Raw genomic sequence first — 17,772 nt, forward strand, 5'->3', positions numbered from 1 at the left:
TGTAAAAGAAAACAGCTTAGTCTGATGCACTAAGCTGTTTTTCATCGCTATGATTGAATCAAGGGAAACGCGGGAACTGACCGAAGTCCGGCTTGCGTTTTTCCTTAAAGGAATCGCGTCCTTCTTTTGCTTCATCTGTTGTGTAATAAAGAAGTGTCGCATCTCCTGCAAATTGTTGAATTCCAGCTAATCCATCCGTATCTGCATTAAATGCAGCCTTCAAGAATCGTAAAGCAGTCGGGCTCTTTTCTAGCATCTCCTCGCACCACTTCACTGTTTCCTCTTCAAGCTGCTCTAATGGTACAACAGTATTAACAAGTCCCATATCAAGCGCTTCTTGTGCATTGTATTGACGGCATAAGTACCAGATTTCTCTCGCTTTCTTATGACCAACAATACGTGCAAGGTAGCCTGAGCCATAACCAGCATCAAAGCTGCCTACTTTTGGACCAGTTTGTCCAAAAATCGCATTATCTGCTGCAATTGTCAGGTCACATACAATATGAAGAACGTGCCCGCCGCCGATTGCATAACCAGCAACCATCGCAACAACAGGTTTTGGAATCACACGAATTAAACGCTGTAAGTCGAGTACATTTAGACGCGGAATTTGATCGTCTCCTACATAACCGCCATGACCGCGTACTTTTTGATCTCCACCAGAACAGAATGCTTTGCCGCCAGCACCTGCAAGTACGATCACACCAACATTCGAATTATCACGAGCACGTGAAAATGCATCAATCAATTCACTCACAGTCTTTGGTGTAAACGCGTTATGTACATGTGGACGATTAATCGTGATCTTTGCAATCCCATTGCATGTTTCATATAAAATTTCGTCATATTGACGCTCAGTTTGCCATTCAATAGCCATCAATAGTTCCTCCTCTAATCTTGCGTAATAAACTCACTTACTATTTTACCAAAAAAATGTGGTTGTTCCACATGAACTGTATGCCCAGCCTGCTCAGCCAATATGAATTGACTGCCTTCAAGCTCCTGCTGCATACGTGTGGCGATCTTGCAGAACTTTTCATCAAGCGCTCCGCACATCAACAAAACAGGTAAATTCATATGCTTTAACCCCTTCCAAACAGAGGGCTGCGAACCTGTTCCTATGCCTTCTAAGCTGCGAGCCAGTCCAAGTGGATTGGCTTTTAGCCTTTCCTCTCGTAGTTGAGCCTGCGTGTCAGCTGATAAAGTTTTCTGAGAAGCAAACAGTGGAATACTCTCCCAAAAATCCACAAACTTCACTAAACCTTCATGTCTCATTTTCTGAGCCAGCTGATGATCATGTTTGAGTCTTGCCATCCGCTCTTTAAACGTGCGAAGCCCTGGAGAGGTACTCTCTAGAATCAACTTGTTGACTCGCTCTGAATAACGAGAGGCAAATGATAAAGCAATACGTCCTCCCATAGAATATCCGAGAATATTCACTTTGTGAAGCTTTAATTGGTTTAAAATCTCTGCAAGATCTGCTAGCTGATGCGACATCGCATATCTTCTTATATTTTCTGGTGAGTCCGTGCGGCCATGTCCAAGCAGGCTAACTTGAATCAATCTTGTATTTCCCATATAAGCATTCAAGAATGTCCAAGAAGCCGCGCTTCCAGTGAAGCCGTGTAAGCATAGCGTGGCATTCTCACCTGATGGATTCTGATCCACCACCTCGTAAGCCACACCATCACGCATCCGTATTATGAAAGAAGACATTCTTTTTTCACTTCTTCCAATATGTCATCCATCATTTGACGATGCTTGCTTACACGAGAATGCCGATCTGTTTCAATTTCAATTAAATGAAGTCCAGGCTCTTCTATATGCGCCTTGTAGACATCATGTAATTCTTGTTTCGTTGACGGTTTCGAATAGGTTCCCCCATACAACTTCGAAGCATACTCAAAATTCAGTCCAGTCGGTGTACCAAAGAGTTTTTCATAATACGGTTCCTCAGACGCCTGTGGAAGGAAAGAAAAGATGCCTCCTCCATCATTGTTTAACAACACAACCGTCAGTGGAATGTCCATCAACTTCGCTGCAAGGAGACCATTCATATCATGGTAAAATGATAAATCTCCAATCACTAAGGTGACCGGCTGTTTCAAAGCTGCATACGTGCCAAGTGCTGTAGACACAACACCATCAATACCATTTGCTCCTCGATTCGCCATCATTCGAAAAGGCTTCGATTGCGCTTCAAAAAATGTATCCACATCACGAATCGGCATACTATTCCCGATAAAAAAGACACTCTCCTTCGGCAAAAGATGCTGAAGCTGACGGTACACATTCCCCTCAAATGACAGATCCTCATCAGAATAATGGGAAGCATGCGTTCTGAATGATGAATTTGCATCCTGCCAGCGCTTTAGAAAACTTGTATCCTCACGTTGATCCGATCTATTGACTACTTCATCTACAAAAGCTGCCACATCACTTTCAAAGACATATGAAGCACTCAGCCCAGGATCTCGAAAACCTCCGGCAGCATCAACAACAATCTGATTCACTTCCGCATGTTTTTCCAGCCACTTGAATAAAGGCTTAGACACAGGCATCGGTCCAAAACGAATGACCATATCCGGCAATAGGTGCTGCTGCAATGCTTCATCTTTCAATAAAGAATCATACGCATCAATAATAAGATCTGCATGCTCATGACCATTTCGCAAATGAGAAAGCGGGTCCGCTAAAATCGGCATATGCAAGGCTTTTGAAAGACGTAATACTGCCTCTTTCTCTTCCTCCGTATGAAGCTCGCCACACACAATCAGTCCCTTTTTGGAACGGTTCATAACCGTCACAATTTCATATATCGCATCATCATTTGGGAAAGCCTGTCCTGTAGCTAATACTTTTTTCCGGTCTGTTTCTTCTCGCTCGAAAGGATCAATAGACAAATCAGGAAGCAATGGTTCTCTCAGAGGGACATTGATTTGTACAGGTCCCTTCGGCTCTTGCATCGACATATGATTTGCTCTTGCCGCAGCCGTCTGAACATAGCGTAACATCTTCTGACTTTCTTCTGGCAATGCTAAGTCTGTGAACCATTTAACAAACTTACCGAATAAGAATTGCTGATCAATCGCTTGAGGTGCTCCAACTTCCCTCAATTCGTGCGGCCGATCAGCAGTTAAAACAATAAGTGGGACACGGGAATAATGTGCCTCTACAATGGCTGGGTAAAAGTTAGCTGCTGCTGTACCTGACGTACAAATAAGCAGCACTGGTGTTTGACTTGCTTTTGCAAGACCAAGCGCATAAAAAGCAGCAGACCGTTCATCCACTAATACATGGACATTGATGTCTTGGTGGGCTAGAGCCAGCATTGCAAGCGGGGTCGAACGAGAACCTGGACAGACAACTGCCTCTTGTACGCCACCTTGGACAAATTCATCCATCAATCTGCCAATATATGTTGTCATGATTTGATTATTCAATAGGACGACCTCCAAGGGCAGATAGCATTGGTCTTAATTTCACTTGCGTTTCCTCGTACTCCTGCTTTGCAAGGGAATCCTCTACAATGCCGCAGCCAGCGAACAAACGAACATGGTCTTCCTCAATAAGACCTGACCGAATGGCAACAGCAAATTCTCCATTATCCTGAGAGTCAATCCACCCTACCGGCGCTGCGTACCAGCCACGTTTCAACGGTTCGATTTCACGAATGACCTCAACCGCCTTTTCCTTCGGATATCCGCCTAATGCTGGCGTCGGATGGAGCTGTTCAATTAATGAAAAGAGAGAACAGCTGCTTTTAATTTCTCCTACAATCGGTGTAAACAAATGCTGAATGTTTTTTGTTTTATAAAGACTAGGTTGATTTGGTTTATGCACGCGAAGGCAATTAGCCTCAAATGCTTGCTCAATCATATTGACAACAATTTGATGTTCAATCAAATTCTTCTCATCATGCAGCAGTTCCTCGCCTAATGCTCGATCTTCCGCTTCATCTTTTCCACGAACAATCGAACCTGCTAAACAAGATGAAAAGACCTCTCCGCCGCTTTTTTTCACTAAGCGTTCCGGCGTAGCTCCGACAAATGCTTGTTTCCCCTGTTCAACCGCAAATACATAACTCGTTGTTTGATGCTTTAATAATTCTGATAACAGTGGAGCGAGTTCAATTTGATTTTTATAGTGAAGCAAGACTTCTCTTGCTAAAACAACCTTTTCATATTCGTTTGCACGAATGTGGTCTGTCGCTTCTTGGATCGCCTTCATCCATTCCTTCACATCTCGTTCTTCCATATGAACAAGTTCAGCTTGTCCACCATGTCTGAGCGGTAATGTTTCGTAATGAGAGGCTTTTTGTTCTAATTCTTGAATGAGCTGATGAACATTCCCGTCCACCTGCTTCCATTCATTGATCGTCAGAAACGTGCCTTCTTTCGAGACAGTAAGCATCATCGATGGCACAAAAAAATGAGCCTCGCCAAAAGCTTCCCAGTGACACGCCTTCTCTTCATACGGATCAAATGAGAATCCTCCAAATAAAAGCGGACCAACAGCCGCTTGCCTTAACTCCTTCTCATCATGAAAATGGAACATGTGCTGCTTCAGCTGTTCCCATTCTTGATGGACTGTATCAAATCGTTCCTTGCCTTGCTCAGATGATTTAATAACGGCCGCTCTGCCAAGTCCAGAAAATATCATTTGGCTTTCTGGATCAGACCAAAAAAACCGCTCGCCTAAAAAATCCGCTTCGCCGCTTTGGAAAAAGGCAAGAGGATCCAGATCGTCAACTCTTCTGGAGTAGCTTATCAAAACAGCATGGTTGACGTTATTCGCTTCTTCTAATGTCGCAAGCGCTTCCTGCCGGAAAGTACTTTGCACTGTTGTCACCATGATACATTCCTCCAAAATCCATGAAATAACATAAAAAAATAAAACCATAATGAAAAAATACGTGAACATTCGAGTATGTCGAATGACCTGCTTTTCTATTATAAACCTTAACAGATGAACTTAGTAAAGAAAACAGCTTTTTAAACCTAGAATCCTTATTATATCACGCTTTCTAGATTTTTTCGCTCCTGCTTCTTGAAACGAGAGCATCTATAAGAAAAATGGAAAGTCTTGTTCTAAGATCAAGCTTTCTCTCGATATGGCAACGATTAGCAAACATCTTTTTCAGGTTTCATCGCATCAATATATTGACACCTTTTTGAACTTTGCTAAACTGGAATTTGGACGTGTACGTATTTTTTTATTTAAAGGAGTATATTTTATGCAGCATCAATCGATATCAGATCAGCTTTCACCGATTAAGCCTGATAAGAACTGGCGGATTTGGTGGAATTTACTACGACCGCATACATTAACAGCAGCATTTATTCCCGTTACTTTAGGAACTGTTCTCGCACTTCCAAGTGGTCAAATACATGTTGGGCTATTTTTAGCTATGCTGTTTGCATCTATGTTTATCCAAATCGCAACGAACATGTTTAATGAGTACTTTGATTATGTTCGCGGATTGGACAACGAGAAATCTGTCGGCATCGGCGGCGCCATTGTCAGAAATGGTGTGAAACCTAAAACCGTTCTCAGCCTTGCTTATGCACTATTTGCGCTTTCTTTACTACTAGGGGTGTACATTTGCATGATGTCTAGCTGGTGGATTGCACTGATAGGACTCATATGTATGGCAGCAGGCTATTTCTATACAGGCGGTCCTGTTCCTATTGCATATACACCGTTTGGAGAAGTTGTGTCAGGTGCTTTTATGGGACTAGGAATCATCCTGATCAGTTTCTATATTCAAACAGGCACACTGACGTCTAAAGCTGTTCTCGTCTCATTACCAATTTCTATTTTAGTTGGTGCCATCTTACTATCGAACAATATCCGCGATTTAGACGGCGATAAAGAAAATGGACGAAAAACACTTGCTATTCTTGCTGGGCGAAAGGCTGCTGTGAACATTTTACTTTCCATGTTTTTGATCTCTTATGTACTTATTTTTGTTTATATCTTCACAGATATTGTCGGCCTTTGGAGTCTTCTTGTTTTACTCAGTGTCCCAAAAGCATATACAGCTATCAAAGAATTTAAGCAAAAAGAAAAACCAATTGAATTAATGAATGCCATGAAATCTACAGCTCAAACCAATACATTTTTCGGTTTCCTGCTGACAATCGCTTTGATCTTACAATACTATATCGCGTAACAAAGAACGCCTGCAGCCGCAGGCGTTTTTTCATGAGGAATTGCTTCAATTTGGAACTAGTCTTACAGACAAAATTGCTCATACTAATATTATGTTTGATATGAAAGGATGATCGCTTTGTTGTCTAAAGACGAATTACATCATTTGAAGCAGCGACTTCTCGATGAAAAGCACGAACTCGAAGCCAAAAGCCATGACGATGAACAAAAAGTATCATTTCCTTATGATTCGGTCGGAGACCTGTCAGCCTATGATAATCACCCAGGTGATCAAGGGACAGAGCTGTTCGAACGCGGGAAAGATATTGCGTTAAACAGTTTGGAACATGAACATCTGTTAGACGTTAATGAAGCACTTCAAGCCATCACAGACGGCTCTTATGGGCTATGCAAGGTCTGTAAATCCCCTATCCCAAAGGAACGCTTAGAGGCCTTACCTAGTGCCGTCACATGCACAGAGCATTCAAAAGAACAAACCGTTTCACAAAACCGTCCGATTGAAGAGGATTTATTAAGTCCGCCATCAGGGCAATTCGAAAATGAAGAAAGTGCAGCCTATGATGGAGAGGATGCATATCAAGACGTAGAACGCTACGGAAACTCTGATACTCCGTCCGATATGGAATTTCCTCCATTGACATACGATGATGTGTATACACAATCAGAAGATGAAGATTATGTCGAAGACTATGAAGGATTCGCAGCTGCTGATATTGAGGGCAAAGCAAGCAAAGTATATCCAAATAAAGCCCACGAAGCCTATGAAGAGGCATTGGACGAAGAAGGCGTCATGACCGTATTTGGTGACTTGAAGCCGTACGAAGAAGAACCTTATACAGAAGAAAATCATTAGTCCCCTCATAATGGGGGCTTCATGTTTATATCATGTAATGATTGGGAAATCACTTTAAGAGTGAATTTGATTGGAGGAGATTCTTAATGGCGAGAAAAAGTATCATTTGGGCAGTGGTTGTCTTCTTTATTACATACGCATTATTCTCTATTGCCGGATTCTTGTTTCCGATTGACAGAGAGTGGTATGATGCATTAAATAAACCGGAATGGACACCGAGTGGTGGAGTAATTGGCGCTGTGTGGGCTGTCTTATTTGCTCTCATCTCGTTGTCCGCAGCGATCATTTATGGAAAATATGGATTTCAAAAAATCACTTTACCCTTTTGGATTCTTTTTCTTTTAAATTACGTATTTAATCAAGCCTTTAGTTTTTTTCAATTTACACAAAAAGATTTATTCGCAGCTACGATCGACTGCCTGCTTGTAGCGCTGACAGCACTTGCTCTTGTTATCGTCTCGCGTAAACTAAGCAAAGTCGTTCCAATTTTACTAATTCCTTATGTCTTATGGGGCTTCTTTGCAACATACTTGTCTTATACGATCTATTCCATGAACATGTAAAAAAAGACCGCTATAATGGCGGTCTTTCTTTTTTGAAGAAAATAAAAAAGAGATCTTTGACAAGACCTCTTTCTAAACATGACCCGTACGGGATTCGAACCCGTGTTACCGCCGTGAAAGGGCGGTGTCTTAACCGCTTGACCAACGGGCCAGATAAATGGCGGAGAAGGAGGGATTTGAACCCTCGCGCCGCTCGCGCGACCTACACCCTTAGCAGGGGCGCCTCTTCAGCCACTTGAGTACTTCTCCATTTGGCTCCGCAGGTAGGACTCGAACCTACGACCGATCGGTTAACAGCCGATAGCTCTACCACTGAGCTACTGCGGAATATCATGGTGGGCCTGAGTGGACTCGAACCACCGACCTCACGCTTATCAGGCGTGCGCTCTAACCAGCTGAGCTACAGGCCCATGAATGGATATACAAATGGAGCGGGTGATGGGAATCGAACCCACGACATCAGCTTGGAAGGCTGAGGTTTTACCACTAAACTACACCCGCAAATATATGTATGGGGCGATTGATGGGAATCGAACCCACGAGTGCCAGAGCCACAATCTGGTGCGTTAACCACTTCGCCACAACCGCCATACTATCAATATTTTTTTATAAAAGTGGCTCGGGACGGAATCGAACCGCCGACACACGGATTTTCAGTCCGTTGCTCTACCAACTGAGCTACCGAGCCAAGTATTCATTTTAAAAATGGCGGTCCGGACGGGACTCGAACCCGCGACCTCCTGCGTGACAGGCAGGCATTCTAACCAACTGAACTACCGGACCATTTTGGTTGCACTCATTGAGCACTCCCTATTGGTGTATAAAATAATTTGGTTGCGGGGGCAGGATTTGAACCTGCGACCTTCGGGTTATGAGCCCGACGAGCTACCGAACTGCTCCACCCCGCGATGATATAAGTTTTTGAAAAATATGGCGGAGGAAGAGGGATTCGAACCCCCGCGGGCTTTGACACCCCTGTCGGTTTTCAAGACCGATCCCTTCAGCCGGACTTGGGTATTCCTCCGTATAGATGGTGGACCTTGTAGGACTCGAACCTACGACCGGACGGTTATGAGCCGTCTGCTCTAACCAACTGAGCTAAAGGTCCTTTATAGCGGCGGAGGGGATCGAACCCCCGACCTCACGGGTATGAACCGTACGCTCTAGCCAGCTGAGCTACACCGCCATGATCAAAATAATCTTTTAAAAGTGGAGCCTAGCGGGATCGAACCGCTGACCTCCTGCGTGCAAGGCAGGCGCTCTCCCAGCTGAGCTAAGGCCCCATAAAAGATGGTCGGGAAGACAGGATTCGAACCTGCGACCCCTTGGTCCCAAACCAAGTGCTCTACCAAGCTGAGCTACTTCCCGATCTTAATGGCGCGCCCGAGAGGAGTCGAACCCCTAACCTTTTGATCCGTAGTCAAACGCTCTATCCAATTGAGCTACGGGCGCTTATTTTATAATGCCGAGGGCCGGACTTGAACCGGCACGGTAGTCACCTACCGCAGGATTTTAAGTCCTGTGTGTCTGCCAATTCCACCACCCCGGCGTGGATGGTATAAGCGGAAGACGGGATTCGAACCCGCGACCCCCACCTTGGCAAGGTGGTGTTCTACCACTGAACTACTTCCGCATTACAGGATTTCTTTATTTTATTTGGCAATGCGGGTGAAGGGACTTGAACCCCCACGTCATAAAGACACTAGATCCTAAGTCTAGCGCGTCTGCCAATTCCGCCACACCCGCATGAAACATGGTGAGCCATGAAGGACTCGAACCTTCGACCCTCTGATTAAAAGTCAGATGCTCTACCAACTGAGCTAATGGCTCGCTTTAAAAGCGACTTGTCTATCTTACCATATGAAACTGGTGCCGGCAAGAGGACTTGAACCCCCAACCTACTGATTACAAGTCAGTTGCTCTACCAGTTGAGCTACACCGGCTTTATCTATCCTAACATTATGTAAGAATAAATATGGTGGAGGATGACGGGCTCGAACCGCCGACCCTCTGCTTGTAAGGCAGATGCTCTCCCAGCTGAGCTAATCCTCCACTATGTAGGAATCTCTCGATCCGACAAAGATTATTATATACAGGTTTTCATCATTTGTAAAGGCTATATTAAAAAAATTTTATTTCAATTTTCATTACGTATTTCTTTTAACAAATGACCTTTATTTCCTCTATTCAAACAGCGTGATCTAACGTTCATCACTTAAACTTCTCCACTCTATATTCTCTTTAAAAACGGGCAATTCCTTTATAAATATGAACATCTCACATTAGATACAGTATGTCCGAAATGGAATTATCTACTAATAACGATATAGAGCTCTTCTATCATTTATTAATCTAACTCTCTACTGGTTTAACTGAAACGCTCGATCTCTTTTGTTTTAATGTGTTTCACATGCTTGTAAATGAGTTAGAGTGTCGAAACGTTCATCAAACAAGTGCAATCAGCAGCATATTTTCTCAAGAAGCACAAAAAAGACCAGTTCCGTATGGAACTGATCCTTATACAAGCTTGGCGGCGTCCTACTCTCACAGGGGGAGACCCCCAACTACCATCGGCGCTGAAGAGCTTAACTTCCGTGTTCGGTATGGGAACGGGTGTGACCTCTTCGCTATCGCCACCAAACCTGATGGAGAGAATGTTCTCTCAAAACTAGATAACAATGTTCAAACTTCACATTAGAATATAGGTTAAGTCCTCGATCTATTAGTATCTGTCAGCTCCACGTGTCACCACGCTTCCACCTCAGACCTATCAACCTGATCATCTTTCAGGGATCTTACTTCCTTGCGGAATGGGAAATCTCATCTTGAGGGGGGCTTCATGCTTAGATGCTTTCAGCACTTATCCCGTCCGCACATAGCTACCCAGCGATGCCCTTGGCAGAACAACTGGTACACCAGCGGTGCGTCCATCCCGGTCCTCTCGTACTAAGGACAGCTCCTCTCAAATTTCCTACGCCCGCGACGGATAGGGACCGAACTGTCTCACGACGTTCTGAACCCAGCTCGCGTACCGCTTTAATGGGCGAACAGCCCAACCCTTGGGACCGACTACAGCCCCAGGATGCGATGAGCCGACATCGAGGTGCCAAACCTCCCCGTCGATGTGGACTCTTGGGGGAGATAAGCCTGTTATCCCCGGGGTAGCTTTTATCCGTTGAGCGATGGCCCTTCCATGCGGAACCACCGGATCACTAAGCCCGACTTTCGTCCCTGCTCGACTTGTAGGTCTCGCAGTCAAGCTCCCTTGTGCCTTTACACTCTGCGAATGATTTCCAACCATTCTGAGGGAACCTTTGGGCGCCTCCGTTACATTTTAGGAGGCGACCGCCCCAGTCAAACTGCCCACCTGACACTGTCTCCCTGCCCGATAAGGGCAGCGGGTTAGAAGGTCAATACAGCCAGGGTAGTATCCCACCGATGCCTCCACCGAAGCTAGCGCTCCGGTTTCCAAGGCTCCTACCTATCCTGTACAAGCTGTACCAACATTCAATATCAGGCTGCAGTAAAGCTCCACGGGGTCTTTCCGTCCTGTCGCGGGTAACCTGCATCTTCACAGGTACTATAATTTCACCGAGTCTCTCGTTGAGACAGTGCCCAGATCGTTGCGCCTTTCGTGCGGGTCGGAACTTACCCGACAAGGAATTTCGCTACCTTAGGACCGTTATAGTTACGGCCGCCGTTTACTGGGGCTTCAATTCGCACCTTCGCTTACGCTAAGCGCTCCTCTTAACCTTCCAGCACCGGGCAGGCGTCAGCCCCTATACTTCGCCTTACGGCTTCGCAGAGACCTGTGTTTTTGCTAAACAGTCGCCTGGGCCTATTCACTGCGGCTTCTCGGGGCTTTAACACCCTAAGAAGCACCCCTTCTCCCGAAGTTACGGGGTCATTTTGCCGAGTTCCTTAACGAGAGTTCTCTCGATCACCTTAGGATTCTCTCCTCGCCTACCTGTGTCGGTTTGCGGTACGGGCACCTCTCACCTCGCTAGAGGCTTTTCTTGGCAGTGTGGAATCAGGAACTTCGCTACTAAATTTCGCTCGCCATCACAGCTCAGCCTTCACGGGAAACGGATTTGCCTATTTCCCAGCCTAACTGCTTGGACGCGGATATCCAATACCGCGCTTACCCTATCCTCCTGCGTCCCCCCATTGCTCAAATGGTGAGGAGGTGGTACAGGAATATCAACCTGTTGTCCATCGCCTACGCCTTTCGGCCTCGGCTTAGGTCCCGACTAACCCTGAGCGGACGAGCCTTCCTCAGGAAACCTTAGGCATTCGGTGGACGGGATTCTCACCCGTCTTTCGCTACTCATACCGGCATTCTCACTTCTAAGCGCTCCACCAGTCCTTCCGGTCTGACTTCACAGCACTTAGAACGCTCTCCTACCACTGTTCGTAAGAACAGTCCGCAGCTTCGGTGATACGTTTAGCCCCGGTACATTTTCGGCGCAGAGTCACTCGACCAGTGAGCTATTACGCACTCTTTAAATGGTGGCTGCTTCTAAGCCAACATCCTGGTTGTCTAAGCAACTCCACATCCTTTTCCACTTAACGTATACTTTGGGACCTTAGCTGGCGGTCTGGGCTGTTTCCCTTTCGACTACGGATCTTATCACTCGCAGTCTGACTCCCAAGGATAAGTCATCGGCATTCGGAGTTTGACTGAATTCGGTAACCCGGTAGGGGCCCCTAGTCCAATCAGTGCTCTACCTCCGAGACTCTTACCTTGAGGCTAGCCCTAAAGCTATTTCGGAGAGAACCAGCTATCTCCAGGTTCGATTGGCATTTCACCCCTACCCACACCTCATCCCCGCACTTTTCAACGTGCGTGGGTTCGGGCCTCCATTCAGTGTTACCTGAACTTCACCCTGGACATGGGTAGATCACCTGGTTTCGGGTCTACGACCACGTACTCATGCGCCCTATTCAGACTCGCTTTCGCTGCGGCTCCGCATCTTCTGCTTAACCTTGCACGGGATCGTAACTCGCCGGTTCATTCTACAAAAGGCACGCCATCACCCTTTAACGGGCTCTGACTACTTGTAGGCACACGGTTTCAGGATCTATTTCACTCCCCTTCCGGGGTGCTTTTCACCTTTCCCTCACGGTACTGGTTCACTATCGGTCACTAGGGAGTATTTAGCCTTGGGAGATGGTCCTCCCGGATTCCGACGGAATTTCACGTGTTCCGCCGTACTCAGGATCCACTCTGGAGAGAACAACATTTCAGTTACAGGGCTGTTACCTTCTTTGGCGGGCCTTTCCAGACCTCTTCGCTTATATCGTTCCTTTGTAACTCCGTATAGAGTGTCCTACAACCCCAAGAGGCAAGCCTCTTGGTTTGGGCTGTTCCCGTTTCGCTCGCCGCTACTCAGGGAATCGCATTTGCTTTCTCTTCCTCCGGGTACTTAGATGTTTCAGTTCCCCGGGTATGCCTTCTCATACTCTATGTATTCAAGTATGGATACTACTCCATTACGAGCAGTGGGTTTCCCCATTCGGAAATCTCCGGATCAAAGCTTGCTTACAGCTCCCCGAAGCATATCGGTGTTCGTCCCGTCCTTCATCGGCTCCTAGTGCCAAGGCATCCACCGTGCGCCCTTTCTAACTTAACCATTTCTTACTTTAGAAAGAATCACTATGTGTGATGAACTTTGCATTGCATTCAATGTGAATGTATTACTTATTGTTATCTAGTTTTCAAAGAACAATCCTGTCTCGCTAGAGACATGTCTTGAAGGAATGATCCTTCAAAACTAAACAAGACGAAAACGCACACTGCTCCATATATCCTTAGAAAGGAGGTGATCCAGCCGCACCTTCCGATACGGCTACCTTGTTACGACTTCACCCCAATCATCTGCCCCACCTTCGGCGGCTGGCTCCATAAAGGTTACCTCACCGACTTCGGGTGTTGCAAACTCTCGTGGTGTGACGGGCGGTGTGTACAAGGCCCGGGAACGTATTCACCGCGGCATGCTGATCCGCGATTACTAGCGATTCCAGCTTCACGCAGTCGAGTTGCAGACTGCGATCCGAACTGAGAACAGATTTATGGGATTGGCTAAACCTTGCGGTCTCGCAGCCCTTTGTTCTGTCCATTGTAGCACGTGTGTAGCCCAGGTCATAAGGGGCATGATGATTTGACGTCATCCCCACCTTCCTCCGGTTTGTCACCGGCAGTCACCTTAGAGTGCCCAACTAAATGCTGGCAACTAAGATCAAGGGTTGCGCTCGTTGCGGGACTTAACCCAACATCTCACGACACGAGCTGACGACAACCATGCACCACCTGTCACTCTGTCCCCGAAGGGAAAGCCCTATCTCTAGGGTTGTCAGAGGATGTCAAGACCTGGTAAGGTTCTTCGCGTTGCTTCGAATTAAACCACATGCTCCACCGCTTGTGCGGGCCCCCGTCAATTCCTTTGAGTTTCAGTCTTGCGACCGTACTCCCCAGGCGGAGTGCTTAATGCGTTAGCTGCAGCACTAAGGGGCGGAAACCCCCTAACACTTAGCACTCATCGTTTACGGCGTGGACTACCAGGGTATCTAATCCTGTTCGCTCCCCACGCTTTCGCTCCTCAGCGTCAGTTACAGACCAGAGAGTCGCCTTCGCCACTGGTGTTCCTCCACATCTCTACGCATTTCACCGCTACACGTGGAATTCCACTCTCCTCTTCTGCACTCAAGTTTCCCAGTTTCCAATGACCCTCCCCGGTTGAGCCGGGGGCTTTCACATCAGACTTAAGAAACCGCCTGCGAGCCCTTTACGCCCAATAATTCCGGACAACGCTTGCCACCTACGTATTACCGCGGCTGCTGGCACGTAGTTAGCCGTGGCTTTCTGGTTAGGTACCGTCAAGGTGCGAGCAGTTACTCTCGCACTTGTTCTTCCCTAACAACAGAGCTTTACGATCCGAAAACCTTCATCACTCACGCGGCGTTGCTCCGTCAGACTTTCGTCCATTGCGGAAGATTCCCTACTGCTGCCTCCCGTAGGAGTCTGGGCCGTGTCTCAGTCCCAGTGTGGCCGATCACCCTCTCAGGTCGGCTACGCATCGTCGCCTTGGTGAGCCATTACCCCACCAACTAGCTAATGCGCCGCGGGTCCATCTGTAAGTGACAGCCGAAACCGTCTTTCATCCTTGAACCATGCGGTTCAAGGAACTATCCGGTATTAGCTCCGGTTTCCCGGAGTTATCCCAGTCTTACAGGCAGGTTACCCACGTGTTACTCACCCGTCCGCCGCTAACATCCGGGAGCAAGCTCCCTTCTGTCCGCTCGACTTGCATGTATTAGGCACGCCGCCAGCGTTCGTCCTGAGCCAGGATCAAACTCTCCGAGGTATGCAGGATGCATATCACACATGCGTTGCTACACGATGTAGCGAACTTAGCATGTGATCATTTCCTGCCTCGTCAGCGTTTGACTGACTACCTATGATGTTTCATAGGATTTTTTTATAAAAACTCGAATTAACAGGTACGTTTTGTCTTGTTTAGTTTTCAAAGATCATCTTCGCCGTCTCTCAGAGGCGACTTTATTAATATAACATTCTATCAAGATAAAGTCAACAACTTTTTTCTTTATGTTATTTAATAACCGCGCTGTTTTAGCGGCGAATACAAATATAACACCTTTTGAGAAAGGAAACAAGTATTTTTTCTAAATAATTTATTTTTTCTTATCTCTTCCTATATAATCATACAAAAATTAATTGTCACAGGAATTCTCTATTGTTGATCCTGAAGGTCTTTAGTATATTTATAATAGAAGAAAACTAAATAACCGCAGGGGGAGCTTTGTGCTGAGAGTGAACACTCGTTGTTCTGACCCTTTGAACCTGTCAGTTAATACTGAAGTAGGAATGTGGATTCAATTGAATACATGTGGTGTATTCAACTCGATATGTTTTTCTATGAATAACATACTCATCCTTACACGGTCTCTCCTTGCTCAATTCATGAAAAGGGAGATTTTTTTATGCAGCAATCAAATCAATTGGTACGACTGATGGAAATCGCAATTATGACTTCACTTGCACTAGTATTAGATTACTTATCAGGTCTCTTTTTAAGAATGCCGAACGGCGGATCTCTTGCGCTGATTATGATACCCGTCATTCTTATGTCTATTAGATGGGGAATATCAACCGGGTTTATCATTGGTGTGCTTATTGCAGGCCTTCAACTGATGAATGGCCCTATTATCGCTACACCAGTTCAAGGATTTCTCGATTATTTCGTCGCATCTGTTGTCATTTCCCTAAGCGGCCTCTTTTCTGGATTGATTAAAAAAACCATTCAGGACCAAAAGCGAAAGCAGCAATTCATCTATATTACCTTATCCGTATTTGTTGCAAGTTTCTTTAGACTGTTGACGTTCTTTATTTCTGGTGTTGTTTTCTTTTCTCAGTATGCACCAAAAGGAACACCGGGTTGGGTTTACTCTTTAATTTATAACAGCACATATATGGTTCCTTCATTTATTATTTGCAGTATCGTTCTTTGCATACTCATACCAAGTGCATCTCGTTTGGTTTTTCCTCACAAAAAATAACTGGCTGATTTCAGCTGGTTATTTTTTTATGCATAAATTGCCGCTCTATGGAATCTATTAATAGTAGAAGATTTCATGTTGGAGGTACGCCAATGAACCCTTACTCCATTATGCTGTGCTGTTATATTCTCAGTCTTGCTTATTTTTTGGCAGGTTTCTATGAAGCTTTAAAGATAGCAGGAATAAAAGGAAAAGTAGAAGCTTCTCCTCTTATCTCTTATATGCTTTTAGCTATGCTTTTCACTTTTTTCTCTCATTATTATTGGAAGCTGACGATTTAATTCGGTGTAGATGGTCATTTAATACAGGCAGCTCCCACCCATACCCTATTTCATCATGCTTCTCGCCAGCCAGCTCGAACTGGCTGGTAACGACAAAATGAGGTTGAAGCTTTTGATAAAAATGCTTTGCCGAATTTTGTTCAAATACCCACAGCATGATATTCTGATACCCTTTCTCTATTAAATAGCTCACTCCTTCTGTAATTAAAGCGATACCTGCTCCTGATTTCTGTTTCTCTTGCAATAAATAGATCGCATAAAGTTCTCCATCATATGTTGGATAGCGCTCATCACGTTGTTTTCCAAAAGAAGCAAAACCAAATACCCCCTCGTCATCTTCTGCGACAAACGTCCCTTCAAGTGACCTTCTTCTCCAGCTCTCTTCTCGATCTTCTATATTTAAACCATCCAAATAATCCTGATTAATAATGCCTTGATAAGTCGTCTGCCAGCTCTTCACATGTATTTCGGCAATTTTAGGAATATCTTTTTGTACAGCATGTCTCACCTTCATCCGCGCCACTCCTTCTCACTGTTTTCATCCTATCTTTATTATGATAAATTCCTATTTCCTAAAATTCAATCAATAAAGGATATTCGTTGACATTTTGTCAACACACCTTTATATTGGGTACGACTTCTTCTATAGAAGAGTTGATACATCATACAAAGGATGGTGTAAAATGGATTCTAAAACAACTGAGCTTGGGTCTCTCTTAAAGGAAAGATTGCAACAACGTTCTTTATCTTTAAGAGAGCTCAGCACATACACAGAAATTGATAAAGCGACACTGTCTCGAATCATGAATGGAAAAAGAAAACCAACTTTGAATCATCTGCAGCGGCTTTCAGATTCTCTGAACCTATCATTAGATCAACTATTAGCTGCTTCAGGGTTTCCAATCAAAAACGAAAAGGTACATAGTGATACGTTCATACAAACGGTCGTAGAGATCGAAAAAACACTGAAAGATGAGGAGGTCTACGACGGTACATTTAGTCAGACCAAATTGAAACAAAAGCTAAACGAATATGAGACCTATAGCCAAACAAACGAGGGAAAAGAAACGATCTCGGCAAAGTTTGAGAAAAAGATGGAATCGGTAAACGGCGCCGGGCCATTCCTTCAGCATTTGAAAGACATGTACAGCTTATTTATGACCGGACGAGGTACTTCTCGAGAATTAATGATGATGGGGAGCGCACTCCTTTATTTCATTATGCCTGTTGACTTAATACCAGATTTTATTTTTCCGATCGGCTATATTGATGATGCTGCGGCTGTGAAAATCGTCATAGACCAGCTGACAAATAGGTAGCAGGA

General features: G+C 45.2%; 10 protein-coding genes, 21 tRNA genes, 3 rRNA genes and 1 riboswitch. Of the genes, 5 read left to right on the forward strand and 29 right to left on the reverse strand.

Going from position 1 to position 17,772, the window contains the following annotated elements; translation table 11 throughout:
- Nucleotides 1-58: 58 nt before the first annotated feature.
- From menB to CKW02_RS14205, 4 genes are read right to left on the reverse strand one after another with little or no spacing between them, the layout of a single operon-like run.
- On the reverse strand, nucleotides 59-877 hold the full coding sequence (gene menB, locus CKW02_RS14190) for a 1,4-dihydroxy-2-naphthoyl-CoA synthase (protein WP_003217719.1): 819 nt from the start codon (nucleotides 875-877) through the stop codon (nucleotides 59-61).
- Between the two features lie 14 nt (nucleotides 878-891).
- Entirely contained in the window at nucleotides 892-1,716 is an 825-nt protein-coding gene (menH, locus tag CKW02_RS14195; protein WP_034620863.1) for a 2-succinyl-6-hydroxy-2,4-cyclohexadiene-1-carboxylate synthase, read from the reverse strand.
- Complete coding sequence (menD, locus tag CKW02_RS14200; protein ID WP_003217756.1) at nucleotides 1,701-3,443, reverse strand: 2-succinyl-5-enolpyruvyl-6-hydroxy-3-cyclohexene-1-carboxylic-acid synthase; 1,743 nt, start codon at nucleotides 3,441-3,443, stop codon at nucleotides 1,701-1,703. Before menD ends, menH begins: the two co-directional genes overlap by 16 nt.
- The gene (locus tag CKW02_RS14205; protein ID WP_003217738.1) at nucleotides 3,436-4,854 is read right to left on the reverse strand and encodes an isochorismate synthase; all 1,419 of its coding nucleotides are present in this window, start codon (nucleotides 4,852-4,854) and stop codon (nucleotides 3,436-3,438) included. The genes menD and CKW02_RS14205 overlap by 8 nt, the downstream gene beginning before the upstream one ends.
- A gap of 382 nt (nucleotides 4,855-5,236) precedes the next feature.
- Here CKW02_RS14205 and CKW02_RS14210 point away from each other — a divergent pair, with 382 nt between their 5' ends.
- The 3 genes from CKW02_RS14210 (at nucleotide 5,237) to CKW02_RS14220 (ending at nucleotide 7,590) form a co-directional block, all read left to right on the forward strand.
- Nucleotides 5,237-6,175, forward strand: a complete 939-nt coding sequence (locus CKW02_RS14210) for a 1,4-dihydroxy-2-naphthoate polyprenyltransferase (RefSeq protein ID WP_003217744.1) — start codon at nucleotides 5,237-5,239, stop codon at nucleotides 6,173-6,175.
- A gap of 117 nt (nucleotides 6,176-6,292) precedes the next feature.
- Nucleotides 6,293-7,027: a TraR/DksA C4-type zinc finger protein gene (locus CKW02_RS14215; RefSeq protein ID WP_003217716.1), complete on the forward strand. Its 735-nt coding sequence runs from the start codon at nucleotides 6,293-6,295 to the stop codon at nucleotides 7,025-7,027.
- Nucleotides 7,028-7,113: 86 nt separating this feature from the next.
- Nucleotides 7,114-7,590, forward strand: coding sequence for a TspO/MBR family protein (locus CKW02_RS14220; RefSeq protein WP_034620862.1), 477 nt, complete (start codon nucleotides 7,114-7,116; stop codon nucleotides 7,588-7,590).
- A gap of 79 nt (nucleotides 7,591-7,669) precedes the next feature.
- On the opposite strand, the gene CKW02_RS14225 is transcribed toward CKW02_RS14220, so the two are convergent.
- The 24 genes from CKW02_RS14225 to CKW02_RS14340 all read right to left on the reverse strand — a co-directional run bounded on the left by CKW02_RS14225 (nucleotide 7,670) and on the right by CKW02_RS14340 (nucleotide 14,954).
- Nucleotides 7,670-7,741 (reverse strand) — tRNA-Glu (locus CKW02_RS14225).
- 7 nt (nucleotides 7,742-7,748) lie between these two features.
- A tRNA-Ser gene (locus CKW02_RS14230) sits at nucleotides 7,749-7,839 on the reverse strand.
- Nucleotides 7,840-7,842: 3 nt separating this feature from the next.
- Nucleotides 7,843-7,917 (reverse strand) — tRNA-Asn (locus CKW02_RS14235).
- Nucleotides 7,918-7,923: 6 nt separating this feature from the next.
- Nucleotides 7,924-8,000, reverse strand: a tRNA-Ile gene (locus CKW02_RS14240).
- Between the two features lie 17 nt (nucleotides 8,001-8,017).
- Nucleotides 8,018-8,091: transfer RNA gene (locus CKW02_RS14245), tRNA-Gly, on the reverse strand.
- Between the two features lie 11 nt (nucleotides 8,092-8,102).
- Nucleotides 8,103-8,178, reverse strand: a tRNA-His gene (locus CKW02_RS14250).
- A 27-nt stretch (nucleotides 8,179-8,205) separates the two neighbouring features.
- Nucleotides 8,206-8,278: transfer RNA gene (locus tag CKW02_RS14255), tRNA-Phe, on the reverse strand.
- A gap of 18 nt (nucleotides 8,279-8,296) precedes the next feature.
- Nucleotides 8,297-8,373 (reverse strand) — tRNA-Asp (locus CKW02_RS14260).
- A 48-nt stretch (nucleotides 8,374-8,421) separates the two neighbouring features.
- Nucleotides 8,422-8,498, reverse strand: a tRNA-Met gene (locus CKW02_RS14265).
- 23 nt (nucleotides 8,499-8,521) lie between these two features.
- Nucleotides 8,522-8,614, reverse strand: a tRNA-Ser gene (locus CKW02_RS14270).
- A gap of 7 nt (nucleotides 8,615-8,621) precedes the next feature.
- Nucleotides 8,622-8,698: transfer RNA gene (locus CKW02_RS14275), tRNA-Ile, on the reverse strand.
- Between the two features lie 4 nt (nucleotides 8,699-8,702).
- A tRNA-Met gene (locus CKW02_RS14280) sits at nucleotides 8,703-8,776 on the reverse strand.
- A 24-nt stretch (nucleotides 8,777-8,800) separates the two neighbouring features.
- A tRNA-Ala gene (locus CKW02_RS14285) sits at nucleotides 8,801-8,873 on the reverse strand.
- 8 nt (nucleotides 8,874-8,881) lie between these two features.
- Nucleotides 8,882-8,958, reverse strand: a tRNA-Pro gene (locus CKW02_RS14290).
- A gap of 7 nt (nucleotides 8,959-8,965) precedes the next feature.
- A tRNA-Arg gene (locus tag CKW02_RS14295) sits at nucleotides 8,966-9,042 on the reverse strand.
- An 11-nt stretch (nucleotides 9,043-9,053) separates the two neighbouring features.
- Nucleotides 9,054-9,139: transfer RNA gene (locus CKW02_RS14300), tRNA-Leu, on the reverse strand.
- Nucleotides 9,140-9,151: 12 nt separating this feature from the next.
- Nucleotides 9,152-9,223, reverse strand: a tRNA-Gly gene (locus CKW02_RS14305).
- A gap of 30 nt (nucleotides 9,224-9,253) precedes the next feature.
- Nucleotides 9,254-9,336, reverse strand: a tRNA-Leu gene (locus tag CKW02_RS14310).
- A gap of 8 nt (nucleotides 9,337-9,344) precedes the next feature.
- Nucleotides 9,345-9,420, reverse strand: a tRNA-Lys gene (locus tag CKW02_RS14315).
- A gap of 37 nt (nucleotides 9,421-9,457) precedes the next feature.
- Nucleotides 9,458-9,533 (reverse strand) — tRNA-Thr (locus tag CKW02_RS14320).
- A gap of 33 nt (nucleotides 9,534-9,566) precedes the next feature.
- Nucleotides 9,567-9,642: transfer RNA gene (locus tag CKW02_RS14325), tRNA-Val, on the reverse strand.
- A 473-nt stretch (nucleotides 9,643-10,115) separates the two neighbouring features.
- Nucleotides 10,116-10,231, reverse strand: a 5S ribosomal RNA gene (gene rrf / locus CKW02_RS14330).
- A gap of 61 nt (nucleotides 10,232-10,292) precedes the next feature.
- Nucleotides 10,293-13,223 (reverse strand): 23S ribosomal RNA (locus CKW02_RS14335).
- Nucleotides 13,224-13,405: 182 nt separating this feature from the next.
- Nucleotides 13,406-14,954, reverse strand: a 16S ribosomal RNA gene (locus CKW02_RS14340).
- The 16S, 23S and 5S rRNA genes sit together here with 21 tRNA genes alongside, the layout of an rRNA operon.
- A 437-nt stretch (nucleotides 14,955-15,391) precedes the next feature.
- A riboswitch (TPP riboswitch) is annotated at nucleotides 15,392-15,493 on the forward strand.
- Between the two features lie 98 nt (nucleotides 15,494-15,591).
- Between CKW02_RS14340 and thiT the strand changes: the two genes are divergently transcribed.
- Entirely contained in the window at nucleotides 15,592-16,167 is a 576-nt protein-coding gene (gene thiT / locus CKW02_RS14345; RefSeq protein WP_003213462.1) for an energy-coupled thiamine transporter ThiT, read from the forward strand.
- Nucleotides 16,168-16,407: 240 nt separating this feature from the next.
- Here thiT and CKW02_RS14355 read toward each other — a convergent pair whose 3' ends face one another.
- Nucleotides 16,408-16,962, reverse strand: a complete 555-nt coding sequence (locus tag CKW02_RS14355; RefSeq protein WP_003212763.1) for a GNAT family N-acetyltransferase — start codon at nucleotides 16,960-16,962, stop codon at nucleotides 16,408-16,410.
- A gap of 169 nt (nucleotides 16,963-17,131) precedes the next feature.
- Between CKW02_RS14355 and CKW02_RS14360 the strand changes: the two genes are divergently transcribed.
- Nucleotides 17,132-17,767 carry a DUF1232 domain-containing protein gene (locus CKW02_RS14360; RefSeq protein WP_003212948.1) on the forward strand — a complete coding sequence of 212 codons (636 nt, stop codon included), beginning with the start codon at nucleotides 17,132-17,134 and terminating at the stop codon, nucleotides 17,765-17,767.
- Nucleotides 17,768-17,772 lie beyond the last annotated feature (5 nt).

The organism is Bacillus pumilus (assembly GCF_900186955.1).
GTDB lineage: Bacteria > Bacillota > Bacilli > Bacillales > Bacillaceae > Bacillus > Bacillus pumilus.

Bases quoted from the DNA above. Each gene is read 5' to 3' on its own strand.
- menB (WP_003217719.1), bottom strand. From the start codon at position 877: ATGGCTATTGAATGGCAAACTGAGCGTCAATATGACGAAATTTTATAT.
- menH (WP_034620863.1), bottom strand. From the start codon at position 1,716: ATGTCTTCTTTCATAATACGGATGCGTGATGGTGTGGCTTACGAGGTG.
- CKW02_RS14205 (WP_003217738.1), bottom strand. From the start codon at position 4,854: ATGGTGACAACAGTGCAAAGTACTTTCCGGCAGGAAGCGCTTGCGACA.
- CKW02_RS14210 (WP_003217744.1), top strand. From the start codon at position 5,237: ATGCAGCATCAATCGATATCAGATCAGCTTTCACCGATTAAGCCTGAT.
- CKW02_RS14220 (WP_034620862.1), top strand. From the start codon at position 7,114: ATGGCGAGAAAAAGTATCATTTGGGCAGTGGTTGTCTTCTTTATTACA.
- thiT (WP_003213462.1), top strand. From the start codon at position 15,592: ATGCAGCAATCAAATCAATTGGTACGACTGATGGAAATCGCAATTATG.
- CKW02_RS14355 (WP_003212763.1), bottom strand. From the start codon at position 16,962: ATGAAGGTGAGACATGCTGTACAAAAAGATATTCCTAAAATTGCCGAA.
- CKW02_RS14360 (WP_003212948.1), top strand. From the start codon at position 17,132: ATGGATTCTAAAACAACTGAGCTTGGGTCTCTCTTAAAGGAAAGATTG.